16 protein-coding genes are annotated in these 16,074 nt (G+C 36.0%); 13 read left to right on the top strand and 3 right to left on the bottom strand.

The genetic code is table 11. The features are described from left to right. The first annotated feature begins 116 nt into the window (after positions 1 to 116). The 4 genes from MP477_RS03610 (at position 117) to MP477_RS03595 (ending at position 4,455) form a co-directional block, all read left to right on the top strand. Complete coding sequence (locus MP477_RS03610) at positions 117 to 554, top strand: endonuclease domain-containing protein (RefSeq protein WP_257189179.1); 438 nt, start codon at positions 117 to 119, stop codon at positions 552 to 554. 246 nt (positions 555 to 800) lie between these two features. Beyond that, complete coding sequence (locus tag MP477_RS03605) at positions 801 to 1,238, top strand: endonuclease domain-containing protein (RefSeq protein ID WP_257189178.1); 438 nt, start codon at positions 801 to 803, stop codon at positions 1,236 to 1,238. A gap of 382 nt (positions 1,239 to 1,620) precedes the next feature. Continuing rightward, on the top strand, positions 1,621 to 3,606 hold the full coding sequence (locus MP477_RS03600; RefSeq protein WP_257189177.1) for a urocanate hydratase: 1,986 nt from the start codon (positions 1,621 to 1,623) through the stop codon (positions 3,604 to 3,606). A gap of 75 nt (positions 3,607 to 3,681) precedes the next feature. After that, on the top strand, positions 3,682 to 4,455 hold the full coding sequence (locus MP477_RS03595; RefSeq protein WP_257189176.1) for a hypothetical protein: 774 nt from the start codon (positions 3,682 to 3,684) through the stop codon (positions 4,453 to 4,455). A gap of 209 nt (positions 4,456 to 4,664) precedes the next feature. Here MP477_RS03595 and tpx read toward each other — a convergent pair whose 3' ends face one another. Then, positions 4,665 to 5,165 (bottom strand): thiol peroxidase, encoded by a 501-nt coding sequence (tpx, locus tag MP477_RS03590; protein WP_373567404.1) that lies wholly within the window; start codon positions 5,163 to 5,165, stop codon positions 4,665 to 4,667. Positions 5,166 to 5,466: 301 nt separating this feature from the next. Between tpx and MP477_RS03585 the strand changes: the two genes are divergently transcribed. The 5 genes from MP477_RS03585 to MP477_RS03565 all read left to right on the top strand — a co-directional run bounded on the left by MP477_RS03585 (position 5,467) and on the right by MP477_RS03565 (position 9,991). Next, positions 5,467 to 7,095 carry an NADP-dependent glyceraldehyde-3-phosphate dehydrogenase gene (locus MP477_RS03585; protein ID WP_257189175.1) on the top strand — a complete coding sequence of 543 codons (1,629 nt, stop codon included), beginning with the start codon at positions 5,467 to 5,469 and terminating at the stop codon, positions 7,093 to 7,095. A 156-nt stretch (positions 7,096 to 7,251) separates the two neighbouring features. Beyond that, the gene (locus tag MP477_RS03580; protein WP_230041253.1) at positions 7,252 to 7,761 is read left to right on the top strand and encodes an RNA polymerase sigma factor; all 510 of its coding nucleotides are present in this window, start codon (positions 7,252 to 7,254) and stop codon (positions 7,759 to 7,761) included. A gap of 12 nt (positions 7,762 to 7,773) precedes the next feature. After that, on the top strand, positions 7,774 to 8,592 hold the full coding sequence (locus MP477_RS03575; RefSeq protein WP_257189174.1) for a hypothetical protein: 819 nt from the start codon (positions 7,774 to 7,776) through the stop codon (positions 8,590 to 8,592). Between the two features lie 284 nt (positions 8,593 to 8,876). Further along, positions 8,877 to 9,371, top strand: coding sequence for an RNA polymerase sigma factor (locus MP477_RS03570; RefSeq protein ID WP_257189173.1), 495 nt, complete (start codon positions 8,877 to 8,879; stop codon positions 9,369 to 9,371). Between the two features lie 29 nt (positions 9,372 to 9,400). Next, on the top strand, positions 9,401 to 9,991 hold the full coding sequence (locus MP477_RS03565) for a hypothetical protein (RefSeq protein ID WP_257189172.1): 591 nt from the start codon (positions 9,401 to 9,403) through the stop codon (positions 9,989 to 9,991). A gap of 36 nt (positions 9,992 to 10,027) precedes the next feature. On the opposite strand, the gene MP477_RS03560 is transcribed toward MP477_RS03565, so the two are convergent. Continuing rightward, the gene (locus MP477_RS03560) at positions 10,028 to 11,566 is read right to left on the bottom strand and encodes a S41 family peptidase (RefSeq protein WP_257189171.1); all 1,539 of its coding nucleotides are present in this window, start codon (positions 11,564 to 11,566) and stop codon (positions 10,028 to 10,030) included. Positions 11,567 to 11,738: 172 nt separating this feature from the next. Between MP477_RS03560 and MP477_RS03555 the strand changes: the two genes are divergently transcribed. Beyond that, entirely contained in the window at positions 11,739 to 12,836 is a 1,098-nt protein-coding gene (locus MP477_RS03555; RefSeq protein WP_257189170.1) for an MBL fold metallo-hydrolase, read from the top strand. On the opposite strand, the gene MP477_RS03550 is transcribed toward MP477_RS03555, so the two are convergent. Then, positions 12,837 to 13,124: a GNAT family N-acetyltransferase gene (locus MP477_RS03550; RefSeq protein ID WP_230040321.1), complete on the bottom strand. Its 288-nt coding sequence runs from the start codon at positions 13,122 to 13,124 to the stop codon at positions 12,837 to 12,839. It lies immediately after the preceding gene. Positions 13,125 to 13,461: 337 nt separating this feature from the next. Here MP477_RS03550 and MP477_RS03545 point away from each other — a divergent pair, with 337 nt between their 5' ends. From MP477_RS03545 to MP477_RS03535, 3 genes are all read left to right on the top strand, one after another. Beyond that, positions 13,462 to 13,926 (top strand): hypothetical protein, encoded by a 465-nt coding sequence (locus MP477_RS03545; protein WP_257189169.1) that lies wholly within the window; start codon positions 13,462 to 13,464, stop codon positions 13,924 to 13,926. A 118-nt stretch (positions 13,927 to 14,044) separates the two neighbouring features. After that, positions 14,045 to 14,950 carry an AraC family transcriptional regulator gene (locus tag MP477_RS03540; RefSeq protein ID WP_257189168.1) on the top strand — a complete coding sequence of 302 codons (906 nt, stop codon included), beginning with the start codon at positions 14,045 to 14,047 and terminating at the stop codon, positions 14,948 to 14,950. Between the two features lie 86 nt (positions 14,951 to 15,036). Next, entirely contained in the window at positions 15,037 to 16,038 is a 1,002-nt protein-coding gene (locus MP477_RS03535; RefSeq protein ID WP_257189167.1) for an aldo/keto reductase, read from the top strand. Positions 16,039 to 16,074: the final 36 nt, after the last annotated feature.

Genomic DNA, 16,074 nt, shown 5'->3' with positions numbered 1-16,074 from the left:
GATTTTTTATTTTTATACTGAATACTTCGTTTTCTAAGAAAGAAATTCCCCTCTTCCCAGAGGGGTGGATTCGACTGAAAGGAGAAGACGGGGTGGTCAAACGAAAAAACACAATAATGGAACAAACTCTAACACATATACGGAATATTCCGATTCAGAGAAATTTTGTAGAAAACCTACCCTTTAATCCTCATTTAATAATTTTACTGAAAGAAAAACGAAAAGCAAGAATTCTTGGAGAAGTATTTTTTTGGAAAAAAGTTCGTGCAAGAGTATTTCACAATATTGATTTTGACAGACAAAGAATTATTGGAAACTATATTGTTGATTTTTATGTGAAAACATTAGGACTGGTCATTGAAAGTGACGGTTCAAGTCATGATGGGAAAGACGTTTACGACGGAATCAGACAGGAATATTTAGAGTCTTTAGGATTAATGGTTTTCAGGATTGATGATTTTGATGTCAGGAATAATCTTAGTATAGTGATGAGAGAGCTGGAGGAATTTATTATTCTGCATTATGGAACCACCCCGTCTTCCAAAATTCCTTGAATTTTGAATCCACCCCTCCAAAGGAGGGGAATCTGAGGTTTTTCATTTCAATATAGGTTTTCTCAGATTTTACATGACGGGTAATGTTTCAATATATGCAAGAGAGTAATTTGTCATCTTAATTTCAGTAAGTTTTTTTATTTTTATACCTAATACTTCGTTTTTCGAGAAAGAAATACCCCTTCTCCGGAGGAGGGGATTCTACTGAAAGGAGAAGACGGGGTGGTCAAACGAAAAAACACAACAATGGAACAAACTCTAACACATATACAGAATATTCCGATTCAGAGGAATTTTGTAGAAAACCTACCCTTTAATCCTCATTTAATAATTTTACTGAAAGAAAAACGAAAAGCAAGAATTCTTGGAGAAGTACTTTTTTGGAAAAAAGTTCGTGCAAGAGTATTTCACAATATTGATTTTGACAGACAAAGAATTATTGGAAACTATATTGTTGATTTTTATGTGAAAACATTAGGACTGGTCATTGAAAGTGACGGTTCAAGTCATGATGGGAAAGACGTTTACGACGGAATCAGACAGGAATATTTAGAGTCTTTAGGATTAATGGTTTTCAGGATTGATGATTTTGATGTCAGGAATAATCTTAGTATAGTGATGAGAGAGCTGGAGGAATTTATTATTCTGCATTATGGAGCCACCCCGCCTTCCAAAATTCCTTGAATTTTGAATCCACCCCTCCGAAGGATGGGGAATCTGAGTGTTTTATTCAATATAGGCTTTTTCAAAAATCAAATGGTAGACACTATTTCAATATGTGTAACAGATATATTTTGCCGTCTTAATTCCAGTAATTTTTTTTATTTTTATACTCTACACTTCGTTTTCTAAGAAAGAAATTCCCCTCCTCCCGGAGGGGTGGATTCGACTGAAAGGAGAAGACGGGGTGGTAAGAAAAGCATACAAGAGATAATAGATACAACAAATCTACCCTTTCACCCTTTTCCCTTATTCAGCTTTTCCCCTGTTTTGTTGCAGGTATTTTATAATTTGAATATCTTTAAAACTTCAAACATTGTTTAAACATAGAACTTTAAATAGCAATATGACATTTCAAGAACAGATACAACAAGGTATACCTAATCAGCTGCCACAGCCAAAACCATACGAAACAAATATTAACCATGCTCCGAAGCGTAAAGAAATTCTAGGGGAAGAAGAAAAAAAACTGGCATTGAAGAATGCCTTACGTTATTTCGAACCCAAATTTCATACAGCATTAATTCCTGAATTTAAGCAGGAACTGGAAGACTACGGAAGAATTTATATGTATCGTTTCCGTCCGGATTATGAAATGAAGGCGAGACCGATTACGGATTATCCTGGAAAATCTGAGCAGGCAAAAGCAATTATGCTGATGATCCAGAATAACCTGGATTATGCAGTAGCTCAGCATCCCCATGAACTGATCACTTACGGTGGAAATGGGGCCGTTTTTTCAAACTGGGCACAGTATCTTTTAACCATAAAGTACTTGTCTGAAATGACAGATGAACAAACTTTAGTAATGTACTCTGGACACCCGATGGGGTTGTTCCCGTCACATAAAGATGCTCCAAGAGTGGTAGTAACGAATGGAATGATGATCCCAAATTATTCCAAGCCTGATGACTGGGAGAAATTCAATGCATTGGGGGTAACTCAATACGGTCAGATGACTGCAGGAAGTTATATGTACATTGGTCCACAGGGAATTGTTCATGGGACAACAATTACCGCTTTAAATGCTTTCAGAAAAATAAATAAAGAACCTCAGGGAGGACTTTTTGTAACTTCAGGTTTAGGGGGAATGAGCGGTGCTCAGCCAAAAGCCGGAAATATTGCAGGATGTGTTACCGTATGTGCAGAAGTGAATCCAAAGATCACAAAAATCCGTCACGATCAGAAATGGGTGAATGAAATCCATGAAGATCTTGATGAACTGGTACAAAGAGTAAGAGAAGCTCAGCAGAATAAAGAAGCTGTTTCTTTGGCCTACCTTGGAAATATCGTTGATGTTTGGGAAAAATTTGATGAAGCAGATCTAAGGATTGATATCGGTTCAGACCAGACTTCACTTCACAATCCGTGGGCCGGAGGATATTATCCGGTAGGGCAAAGCTTTGAGGAATCTAACAGAATGATGGCTGAAGATCCTGAGCTATTCAAAGAAAAAGTACAGGAAACTTTAAAGAGACATGCTGCAGCTATTAATAAACATACAAAGAAAGGTACTTATTTCTTTGATTACGGAAATGCCTTCTTACTGGAAGCTTCCAGAGCAGGCGCTGATGTAATGGCTGAAAATCCAACATTGGGAAGAGAATTTAAATATCCTAGTTATGTTCAGGACATTATGGGGCCTATGTGCTTTGACTATGGTTTCGGACCGTTCCGTTGGGTATGTACAAGCGGAAAACCGGAAGATCTGCAGAAAACGGATACTATTGCCTGTACGATATTGGAAGAAATGATCAAAAATTCTCCTGAAGAAATTCAGCAGCAGATGAAAGATAATATCCAGTGGATCAAGGGGGCTCAGGAAAACAGATTAGTGGTAGGTTCCCAGGCAAGAATTCTGTATGCAGATGCAGAAGGAAGAATGAAAATTGCTGAAGCTTTCAATAAAGCGATTAAAAAAGGAGAGATAGGACCTGTAGTATTGGGAAGAGATCATCATGATGTATCAGGAACAGATTCTCCTTACAGAGAAACTTCCAATATTTATGATGGTTCAAGATTTACAGCAGATATGGCGATTCATAATGTGATAGGTGATAGTTTCCGGGGTGCTACCTGGGTTTCTATTCACAATGGAGGCGGTGTAGGCTGGGGAGAAGTAATCAACGGAGGTTTCGGAATGCTGTTGGATGGAAGTGATGATGCAGACAGAAGATTAAAATCTATGCTGTTCTGGGACGTTAATAACGGAATCTCAAGAAGAAGCTGGGCCAGAAATGAAGGCGCTATGTTCGCGATAAAAAGAGCGATGGAAATTGAGCCGAACCTGAAAGTGACGCTTCCTAATCTTGTAGATGAAAACCTACTGTAAATAATAAAGATGGAGAGGTGGTGATGAATTCATAGACGATTATTTGTTTTAACAAACAGACTAATACATTAAAAATTGAAAAAAATAGGAATTATAGGTTGTGGTTGGTTGGGCGGTCATATTGCACAGAGATTATCCGGGCAATATGAGATTTTTGCAACGACTACATCAGAGTCTAAAATAGAAGATTTATCAGCTAAAGGATACCGTGTGACACAGGTCAGCTTTCCGGACGATGATATATCCGAAACAATGCAGGAATGGGCTATGGTACCACAGCTGGATGCTGTAATTATCACGGTTCCGTTTTCAGGAATAAGGGGTGCTGAAATTCCGTTGCATGAGAGGGCTCAGAATTTACTGGCATTTCTTGGAGATTATAAAGGACAGCTCTACCTGATGAGCTCTACAGGAGTATATCCGAATGCTGAAAAAGAATTTACAGAAGAAGACTGTTCCGCGGATGATGTTCCAAGCGAGAGTATCATAAAAAGCAGATTTCCTGAGGTTAATATTCTAAGACTGGCCGGATTAATGGGAGACCTGAGACTGCTTAAGAATTATAATATATCCAATCTGGATCTGTTGGTCAACCATATTCATTATGCAGATATTTGTTCAGTTGTTGAAAAAATGCTGAAGAATCAATCGCAATCCAAAGTTTATAATGTGGTGGCTCCTGTGCATCCTAATAAGGAAGAGATTATCAATGCCCAGAAAAATCTGCCGTATTCAGGTGACCGTACTACCCAAGGCAGAACAATATCCTCCTCAAAATTAATTTCAGACCTGGATTTTGAATTTCATTATCCGGATCCACGATATTTTCATCTTACGACTGGTTCTTAATGATCATGTTAAAAGGAATAAAAACCTGCTGTGAGGCAGGTTTTTTATTTGATTTTCATATGTATATCGCTGTATTTTTAGTCCCGATAGTCAATATTCCTATTAGTGTTCTAAAGCGTTCTAGATATACGCAATCTTATTGGTATTAATAAATATCTCCGGCGATCGAAGATCGCCGGAGATGTTTATTATGGTAAGCAAAAAACTAATTAATTTTTTACCGCTGCAATAGCTGCCTCATAATTCGGTTCCTGAGAAATATCCGGTACCTGCTCTTCATAAATAATATTTCCTGAAGGGTCAATCACTACAACAGCTCGGCTGAGAAGTCCTTTCATCGGAGATTCTATCATTTCTACCCCATAATTCCATCCGAAATCGGAACGGAAATCCGAAAGCATCACCACATTGCTGATCCCCTCAGCACCACAGAATCTTTTTTGAGCAAAAGGTAAATCTTTGGAAATACAAAGAACTACCGTATTGGGAAGATTTCCGGCATCCTCATTGAAATGATGAACAGATGCTGAGCAAACTCCCGTATCTACACTTGGAAAGATATTGAGGATCACATACCTTCCTTTATAAGCATCCAAGCTCTGGTCATTCATATTAACATCCGTAAGGGTGAACTTAGGAGCAGGTTTATTAATCTCCGGTAATTTGGAATAGGTACGTACTGGTGTTCCTTTTAACAAAACAGTATTGATTGCTTTAGAATTTTGAGCAAAACTAAATGTTGATAAGAAAAATAATGTACTGAAAATTACTTTTAAAAACATGAATTTATTTTTTTAGCAAAATTATTCTTTTTTCGATTGCCAATAGTCAATTTAAATAGATTAAATCTATTCTCAGACTAAAGCGGTCTTATCTTAAAGTCAATTTTAATTTTCATTCAAACAGCTTGCAAATAGAACAAATCTATTAAACCATAGATTCTAAAATCGTTTTTTACATCTACCTTTATTCTTCAAAAATTAGATTCAGATTATTAAAATTTTAGAAAATATGAACTCGAACAGCACACCGTCATTTCAGGATATTTTTAAAAGTGAAAATGAAATTCCCGAAGAATATAAAGTTCCCGAGATCCATCAGAGGGAGTATCTGCTTAATGGAGAACTGGTAGAATGGAAAGGAGAAATGCAGAACATTTATTCGCCGGTCTGTATTCTTACAGAAAACGGATTGGAAAGGAAGCTGCTGGGAAGTATTCCGAATATAGGACCTGCAGAAGCAATGGAAGTTCTTGATGCCTGTGTAAAAGCATATAATAACGGATTAGGCGAGTGGCCCACCATGTCTGTGGAAGGAAGAATAAAGTGCATGCAGAAATTCGTATACCTGATGATTCAGCAGCGTGATCTTGTTATTAAGCTACTCATGTGGGAGATCGGAAAAACCCTGGCTGATTCCACCAAAGAATTTGACCGTACCGTAGATTATATCAACCAGACAATTGATGCATTAAAAGATCTTGACAGGGAATCTTCCCGTTTTCAGCAGGCCGAAGGAACAATCGCCCAGATCAGAAGAGCGCCATTGGGCGTTGTTTTGAGTATGGGGCCGTTCAATTATCCTTTGAATGAGATTTTCACCACACTGATTCCTGCGCTGATCATGGGAAATACAATCTTGTTCAAGTTACCGAAGCATGGAGTATTGGCTCATTATCCACTGTTGAATGCATTTAAAGAAGCCTTCCCGAAAGGAACCGTGAATACGCTGTATGGAAAAGGTTCGGAGATCATCACTCCGATTATGGAAAGCGGAAAGGTGAATGTATTGGCTTTCATTGGCTCCAGTAAAGTAGCGAATGGGTTGAAAAAACTACATCCGAAAGTTAACCGCTTACGAGCTATTTTAAGTCTGGATGCTAAAAATGCGGCTATTGTTACAAAACATGCCGACCTTGATGTGGCAGTGAGTGAATGTATTTTAGGAGCACTTTCCTTTAACGGACAACGTTGTACTGCTTTAAAACTCATCTTTGTGCAGAAAGAAATTGCCGCAGAGTTTACCGCCAAACTGAGTGAAGCTGTTTCTGCTTTGAAGCCGGGACTTCCATGGGAAAAAGATGTCAAGGTGACTCCGCTTCCGGAGGTGAATAAGCCTCCTTATCTAAAAGAATGTATTGATGATGCATTGGCAAAAGGAGCATCAGTTTTAAATAAGCAGGGAGGCTATACAGAAGAATCTTTTGTTTTTCCGGCGGTAGTTTATCCTGTGAACAGTGAGATGAAACTATATCATGAAGAACAATTTGGACCTATAATTCCTGTAGTGCCGTTTGAGGAGATTGAAGAGCCTATAGAATATCAGGTGAATGCTTCTCACGGGATGCAGGTGAGCATTTTCAGTGAAGATCCACAGGAAGTTTCCAGACTGATTGACCCATTTGTGAATCTTGTGAGCCGTGTTAATATCAATTGTCAGGCACAGCGTGGACCGGATGTTTTTCCTTTTACCGGAAGAAAAGACAGTGCCGAAGGTACACTTTCTGTTTTTGATGCACTTCGTTCATTCTCTATAAGATCCCTGGTAGCCGCAAAACTTACGGAATCCAATAAAGAATTGCTCAATACAATTGTGAGAGATCACGATTCCAACTTTTTAAGTACAGATTATATTTTCTAGAGAAAATTCTGACATCGATTTAACATAAAATAAAAATTCTTAATAAATGCCTTTGTTTTTTAAGAATTTTTTAACTTAATCTCTGGAATTTTAGTTTTTGTGTTATATAAAAGTAGTGTTTTTATTGATGTTACTTTAAGGATTAGTTTGTAAATCATGTCTTCACTGGAAAAAGAATTTTTAGAGAAAATTGAAAAACATAAAGGTGTTATTTTCAAGATCTCTAAAATGTATATGGATAATTGGGACGACCAGAATGATCTTTATCAGGAGATCATTTACCAGGCGTGGAAATCATATGGAGATTTCCAGAGAAGGAGTGATTTCTCAACGTGGCTGTACAGAACTGCGCTTAATACAGCAATTGTATTTTTGAGAAGCGAAAAAAAGCGTAGTTTTATCCGGAACCAAAATGTAGACGGACTAGGTGTTCAGCAGGAGCCCTATAATGATACGGATGACAAAAATATGAAGATGATGTATGAAGCGATCCATCAGCTGAGCCCAATTGATAAAGCTCTTATTTTTTTCTTTCTGGAAGATTTTCCCGGAAAAGAAATTGCCCATCAGCTAGGTATTACCGAAGTCAATGCAAGGGTAAAACTTAAAAGGGCAAAAGCGAAACTGAAAGAGATCATTGAAAAACAAAGGACAGGTTCAAATTAAAACATGAAAAACATGGAGCTAGACAATTTTAAAGAACTTTGGAATAAAGATAACGGCCAGGAACCGCCGGAAATTTCGCTTGAAAAGCAGCGGGAGATCCATTCTCCGCTACAGATGTTGAAAATCAATATGAAAACTGAATTTTGGCTCATGGTCATTACATTACCCATGCTACTGACCAGTTTTCCTTTTGCTTCTCCTGATTCTAATATTAAAACGATATCAACTTTCGTCACTGTTTTGACGATCGCCTTTATTGTTTATTTTTATTCCCGGTTTCTTATACTGTATAAATTACTGCAAAGAAACAGTATCAATACCAATTATGATCTTTTTAACCTTAAAGCTCAGCTTTTAATATCAAAGGAAATTTATATTTCATACTATATTTCCTATATTCCATTGGCCTTCCTCTTATCTTTGATAAAAGTTAATTTCCATTTCGATATGGAGTATAATCTGGCTATTTTCGGAATCAGTTTTCTTATTACCCTTTTATTAGTCTTCTTTATTATCAAATACTGGATTTATTATATGTACGGCAGGTATATAGAAGATGTTATACGGTTGGTAGATGAGCTTAACGGTATTGACATAGCTCCAAAAGCTGTCAGTAAGAAAAAATCATGGTTTGAACGTTCTCAGAGATTTTTTATGAACAAATTTGGAATTAAAGGAAATATCCTTAATACCGTAATCTGGTTTGTGTCAGTCTATATATTCATTATTCTGTTTTTAACATTTGTTCTTTTTGTCTTTATCATTATAGGTGCAAAACTTGATTTTATTGATGTGAATACACTGCAAAAGGCTTTAGATAGGCTGAATTAGAATTTTTTACCTTTTAAAATTAATAATAGATAAATTCCATCAATCGATACCTTGAAGTTTTATAGCAGTTTTTTTATAAAAAAATGTAACATTTCCGTTTTTTTTCTACTAACTGTGAAAATTATTATTTCGAGCAAGATACTATTGGAACAAATAGCTATTGAGTAAGATTAAAAAACACACACAATGAGGACCTGACAGATTTCTGTCAGGTTTTTTTTATTTTTTCTAAATTTCTGTAACATTTTTTTTAAACTGAAACTAACTCTTTAGACTGACAAGCTATGACCTCAATAGAGCAAGAGTTTTTGGATAAGATTACAAAGCATAAAGGAATCATTTTTAAGATTTCTAAGATGTATATGTCTGAAAAAGAAGACCGGGATGATCTTTTTCAGGAAATTATATACCAGCTCTGGAAAGCATATCCCAGCTTTCTCGGGCATAGTGAATTTTCAACCTGGCTCTACAGGATTGCCTTAAACACCGCTATTATTTTCCTTAAATCAGAAAAAAGAAGGAGCTTTATTGCTAATAATGACATTTCCAACTATATCATTGCTCATGAAGAGTATGACTATCATAAAGAGGAAAGGTTAGCTAAAATGTATAAAGCCATTCATCAGCTGAATCCAATTGATAAAGCATTTATTTTTTATTACCTGGAAGATTTTTCAGGGAGAGAAATTGCCGAACAAATGGGTATTTCTGAAGGAAATGTAAGAGTGAAAATGAACAGAGCAAAAAATAAACTTAAAGATATTTTAGGCTCAGATTAAATTTAAATAATCAGTAAATCAACAAACCAATGAATATAGACGAATTGAAAAATACCTGGAATGAGGATATTACAGAGGTAACACCGGAAATAAGCATTGAACAAAGAAATAAAATTAATCTTCCACTTGAAAAAATGCGTAAAAATATGCGTCAGGAGTTTTGGTGGATTATAGGGATTTTTATTTTTGCATTTATGGTTTGCTCGGTATGCAGGCCTTTTAAACTTCAGTTGTATATTACCGTATTAATTGCTTCTATGCTAATTGTCACCGTTTTCTTTTTCAGTAAATTTTTTAAACTTTACAATGAGATAAGCAACACGGAACTGAAGACCTATGAGGCGCTGAAAGATCTGGTTACCCAGTTTAATTTAAATAAACAGTATTACCTCTCTTATTATATCAGTTTTGCCCCTTTTCTGGTATGCGAGATACTTATCGTCCTGGAGTTTATACCCTGGCCCAAACCTTTAAGCGAGGCTAAAATTGCCATTATACTGATAGGTTCAGTAATCGCAGGGCTATTTGTATTGTTTTTATCCGGAAGACTATGGTTCTATCGCTATTATGGAAGACATATTCAACATATTGAAGGCCTTTTAAATGAGCTAAAGAAATAAAGAGACTCGGGCGGGCTGAAAGCCCGCCCGAGTCTCTTATTGGGAAAATTTTTCTTTTTCTATGTTTATTTTATTTTTTATCCAGTCCAGCTGCGGATCTTTTTTATCAATAATATCCTGCATACTTTCTTTAATTACAATATCAGGTGTCACTCCCTTCTTACTGTCCCGGAAGTCGATATTCGGCTGTACAAAAAGTAATCCTATGGGAAACTTTATTTTGGTATTGGGAAGTTGTTGGTAAGAATAAAATCCTGCTACCGTTCCATCGTTGGCACCTCCTGTTTCTTCCCCAACCAGGATGGCTTTCTTATCACTTTTAAGCTTTGCCGTAATGATAGAAGAAGCCGAAAAACTTCCTCCGTTGATCAGTACAAAAACTTTTCCGTTGAAAGATTCTTTATTGGGTTTTGTAGGCTTATCCACCTTCATTTTATAGAAGGTCTTTCCATCCTTTTTATAGGTGCTGAAAGCCTGGGCGAAAAAGTAACTCGGATAGGCAATACTTTTGAAGGCATATTCTAAAGGAGTGCTTTTCCTGAAATAATTGGTTCTTAAAGGAGTTGTTTTTGAGGTCACCTGAGACGGTTTTATCAGCGTAAAAGGTTTATCTGTTAAATAGGAATACAGATTATTAATTTCGTGAAGTGAACCTCCATAGTTGTTGCGGACATCAATGATAAGATAGGAAGACTTTGCATTTTTTATTTTAGCAAAAGTTTCCTTGTAAAATTTATCTGAATAATCCCGGGAGAAACTTTTCACCTGTAAGTAAGCGATAGTGCTGTCTTTATCCAGGAATTTAAAACTTCTGTTATAAGAATTGCTGGCGGCTACATAATCATTTACCTTTTTTTCCTGTGTCCTCTTTTTCATTTCCTTATCCTTGTCAAGATCAGTTTCTGATTTAGATTCCCTGCTTAACGTATACGTATGTTTTTCACCTTCATAAAGTGTCTCAATAATTGCAGTATTAGATAGGCCGTTTTCAGCAGTATAGAAGTTAAAAAAAAGATCCTTTAAAAAATAAGAATGAAAAGTGGTATTGTATCCGTCACTGCTGATCAGGCTTCTGTATTTTTTAATATAGTCTGAAACAGCAATATTGTCAATCTTTAGAATTTCAGTTCCCGGTTTGATATTTTCAATAGCATCTCTATTTTGAATGATATACATATGATCACCATCTATATAATATTCAAAGCGGCTGAATAACCCTTTTGTATGCTCTAATTTTTTGATTTCCTGTTTCGTAAATTTTTTTCTTGGAATCCTCAAAGAAAGATGTCCTTCACGTATACTTGCAATGACAGGCTGGAATTTGAAATAAAACTGAAGCGGAGTAAGAGGTTCGGTAATTGTTTGTTTAAGACTATCAAATTTATAGTCTAATTCTTGTTTGGGAATATACCAATATAACTGAGGATGCATCTGCTGAAGCTTTGAATAAGCATAGTCTACATCTTCTTTAAGTTGTTCCGGAGGAATGCATGAAGCTCTTTGTTCGTTATGTTTTCTGATAGAAGAACATGACGATAATAGAACCAGAAGCAATATTGCCGAATAATTTTTCAATGTCTTTGAGTTTTTTTAAGCTGCTAAAATAGAAAGATTAAAATTAATCATCACTTAAATGAATGATAAATTTTGTGCTTGACTTTATAAATTTAGTTAAAAATTGAGAGCTTTATTATTTATATTTTTTATTTAAAATGAAAAGTCAATACATTTGATCTTTATTTAACAGATGATGTACTGGATTATTACAGGAATAGCTGTATTGCTTAGTGTTTATTATATAGTGATCAATGGGAAAGCCTTTGGTGCTGTACCCAAAGGAAAGCGGCTGGAACGTATCAAAAAATCAAAACTGTACAGAAAAAAACAATTTCAGAATATCAGTCGTACTCCATCAATTGCTGAAGGCTACAAAATGTCAAAAGTCACTTATGACTTTTTTCTGGGTAAGAAAGATCCGTTGCTAAAACCCTCGAAAGATATTCCTTCCATTCACACAGATTTAAAAAGTATTGATAAAGACAAAGATGTATTCGTCTGGCTGGGGCATTCATCTTATTATTTACAGGTTGGCGGAATCTCTTTTTTAATTGATCCGGTACTCAGCTTATATGGATCCCCCTTTAAATATTTCAATAAAGCATTTAAAGGAGCTGATATTTTTAAGCCCGAAGACATTCCGGAGCTGGATTACCTGATTATTACCCACGATCATTTTGATCACCTGGATTATCCCACTGTCCGATCTATTAGAGACAGAACAGGTATGGCTGTTATACCCCTTGGAGTAGGAGCGCATTTGGAAAGATGGGGATATCCGGAAAATAAACTTATTGAAGAAGACTGGGGTGCTGAAGTGAAATTAAAAAATAATACTACCATAATCTTTACACCTGCAAGGCACTTTTCCGGGAGAAGAATAAAACAGAATGATACCCTCTGGGCTTCGTATGTTTTGATAACCTCTACAAAAAAAATATTTTTAGGAGGCGACAGCGGTTATGACTCTCACTTTAAAATGATAGGAGAAAAATATGGACCTTTCGATTATGCCATTCTTGAAAATGGACAATATGGTGAAGCATGGAAATACATTCATACCTTACCTGAAGATGTAATTCAGGCGGGTATTGATGTAAAAGCAAAACATATTATTCCGGTACATGCTGCTAAATTTGCACTGGCTCTTCATCCCTGGAATGAACCTCTACAAAAAATAACAAATCTTGGAAAAGAAAAAGACTTATCTATCCTTACTCCAAAAATTGGAGAAGTTGTTGATCTGAACCAGTCAGATTATCAGTTTAGTGTATGGTGGGAAGACTGATTATGCATGCCAGATATCTTTATATCTTGCAGGATGATTCTCAAACTGCTGGCGTACAAAATCACATTCCGGGTCTACAAGTAAATCCTTTTCTTCTGCATAGCGTACCAATTCATCCAGTAACAGCTTGGCATATCCCTGTCCTTCACGGGCTTCATCCAGTTTAGTATAATATACGATCAGTAACCTTCCGTCGATCTCTATGGACATATAACCCACTTTTTCATCATCAATGAGTAGCTGTAATTCATCCTGATAGGGAGATACTTCAAATTTTATATTTTCCATAATTACTGAGATTTAGTTGATAATGGCTCTAAGAGAACAATAAAAAGCATTCTCTATTTTAAAATTACAAATTTAAATGATATGGTATAACATATTTTTGGAATCTTAACGAATTTTATAAGTAATGGATTTAAAGAATAAAGAATAAAGAATAAAGAATAAAGAATAAAGAGCCTTTGCTAAACATCTAACATCTAATAAATACACATGAATTTTGAAAATATTATAAAAGATAATCAATGGTTTGCGATTTTTATTAACAAATGTTGGGAATTGGAATTAATAATTGGCACTTTAATTGTCTATGTCATCATGTTTAATTTTAAAGGGAAATGAAATGAAAAAATTATTATTAACAGCATTTTTAATCGGGACCTTTAGCATGAGCTATGCACAGTCAGATTATTATAATGATTATAGAAGAAGTATTACTGATATCAACTGGCAGACTGTAATCGCAGATCTGTTACTTTCCACAACACAGGCTAACCAGGTATATGCTTTAAATGACCGATACCGTGATTACAATTCATGGAATAGAGTATATGTAGTAGAACCCGGAAGATGGAAGGACGAAAGATACTCTGAACTTGAGAGAATACTTGGAAGGGAAAAATACATCGTATTTAAAAAGAAATATTATAGAGGACAGAATCCTGTGATCATTTATGGACGTAAAAATGATGTGAAAAAATACCGTAAACAACAGGAAAAGTATTATAAAAATCAGGAAAAATATTATAAAAAACAAAATAAGAATCGTCATGGGAACGGACACGGGCATGGCGATGACTGGGATTAGACCATTATCAATTATATATATTCACTTTAAGTGGCTGGCAGTAATGTCAGCCATTTCTATTGTATAGATACAGATTATTTTTTTAGATATATTGGTTTGAATTTTATAATTTTGATATATGGAATCCAAGGAATCAGTAAAAGGTTTTTATGAAAGAAATTTTCCCGGCCTGGGCCCCCAGTGTCTCGTTACACATGGGATGGGGCACTTCAATGTAGCCTCAAGGGAATATTGTGCTGTATTAGCTCCCTACAGCAGGAGAGATTATTATAAAATTTCATTGATTATAGGAAAGGGAAGACTTCATTATGCAGATAAATGGATAGAGATAGACCGCCCGGCACTATTATTTTCGAACCCTATTGTTCCCTATTCCTGGGAATCTGAGGATGAAAATCAAAAAGGATGGTTCTGCCTCTTTACAGAGGAGTTTCTGCAAAGTGGCAGCCGTATGGGAAACCTTCAGGATTCTCCGCTTTTCAAAATAGGGGGAACTCCGGTTTTCTTTGTTGAGGAAGATCAGCAAAAGATACTCTCTGACCTGTATACCAAAATGATGACCGAAATTCAGTCGGATTATGTTCATAAGTACGATATGCTTAGGGCTTATCTTTACCTGATGATTCATGAAACAATGAAAATGAACCCGGCAGAAAGTTTTGAACCTTATCAGAATGCTTCACAAAGAGTAGCTTCCTTATTTATGGAACTGCTGGAAAGACAGTTTCCTATTGACAGTCCTGAAGCATATCTGAAATTGAAAACACCCAATGATTATGCCCAGAGTCTTTCCATTCATGTGAATTCCCTGAACCGTTCTGTAAAAGAGATTACCGGAAAGACAACCAGCCAGCAAATCACAGCCAGAGTTGTTCAGGAAGCCCATGCTTTATTGAAACACACAGACTGGAATATCGCTGAGATAGCCTATGGGTTGGGCTTTGAAGAGCCTGCTTATTTTACCAATTATTTTAAAAAACAAACCGGGCTAACTCCGAATACCTTAAGAATGAATTCTGTTTGAATTTTATAATTCTTAGTTTGAATTATATATCACAGATGCTGTTTCTATGTTCTAATTTTGTATTGTAAAATTAAAATCATACCATCATGAAATTTAGAAAATTAGGAAATACAGGAGAGCAGTTATCTGCTATTGGGTTAGGCTGTATGGGAATGAGCTTTGCTTATGGTCCTGCAGATGAGCAGGAGAGTATCAATACTTTACACAGAGCATTAGACTTAGGAGTCAATTTTTGGGATACAGCAGATATGTATGCTAATGGAGAAAATGAAAAGCTGATCTCTAAAGTTTTGGTTCCCAACAGAGATAAAATTTTTATTGCCACAAAATTCGGATTCAGATTTAAAGATGATAAAGCCAGTCATAGTGGAGCTCCAGGCACCTATTTTGACGGTTCGCCGGAATGGATCAGAAAGGCAGTGGATTTAAGCCTCCAAAGGTTAAAAATAGACACTATTGATCTCTACTATGCCCATAGAGTAGACCCGAATATCCCTGTAGAAGAAACAGTAGGAGCAATGGCAGAACTTGTAAAAGCCGGAAAAGTAAAATATATCGGACTTTCTGAAGCTTCAGCAGAATCTATCAGAAAAGCCAATAAAATTCATCCGATTGCTGCATTGCAGTCTGAATACTCTATCCTTACAAAAGATGTTGAAAAAGAAATTCTGCCAACGATCAGAGAACTTGGAATTAGTTTGGTTCCTTATTCTCCATTAGCAAGAGGTCTTTTTGCAAACATCAATGAAGTACAGAACTTTGGGGATGACGATTTTAGAAGATCTTTACCGCGTTATCAGCAGGAAAATATAGAAAACAATACCAAGCTGGCAAAAGAAATCAATGATCTTGCTGCTTCCAAAGGAGTAAAGGGGACTCAGCTGGCATTAGCCTGGGTACTCAATCAGGGTGAAGATATTATTCCGATCCCGGGGACCAAACGAATCAAATATCTGGAAGAAAATATTGCTGCCGTAAATATAGACCTTTCCCAATCCGATTTGGATACCATTGATGCCATCCTGAAAAAACACCCCAATGTAGGTGAAAGATATACTGAAGGCTCCATGAAATTAGTAAACAACTAAAGACTATACTGTAAACTGGGTTTCTGGATAGGAACA

The sequence above is a fragment of the Chryseobacterium sp. WG23 genome (assembly GCF_024586575.1).
GTDB lineage: Bacteria > Bacteroidota > Bacteroidia > Flavobacteriales > Weeksellaceae > Chryseobacterium.
The sequence above is the reverse complement of the archived record's forward strand: the minus strand, read 5'-3'. Positions and strand labels throughout refer to the sequence as shown.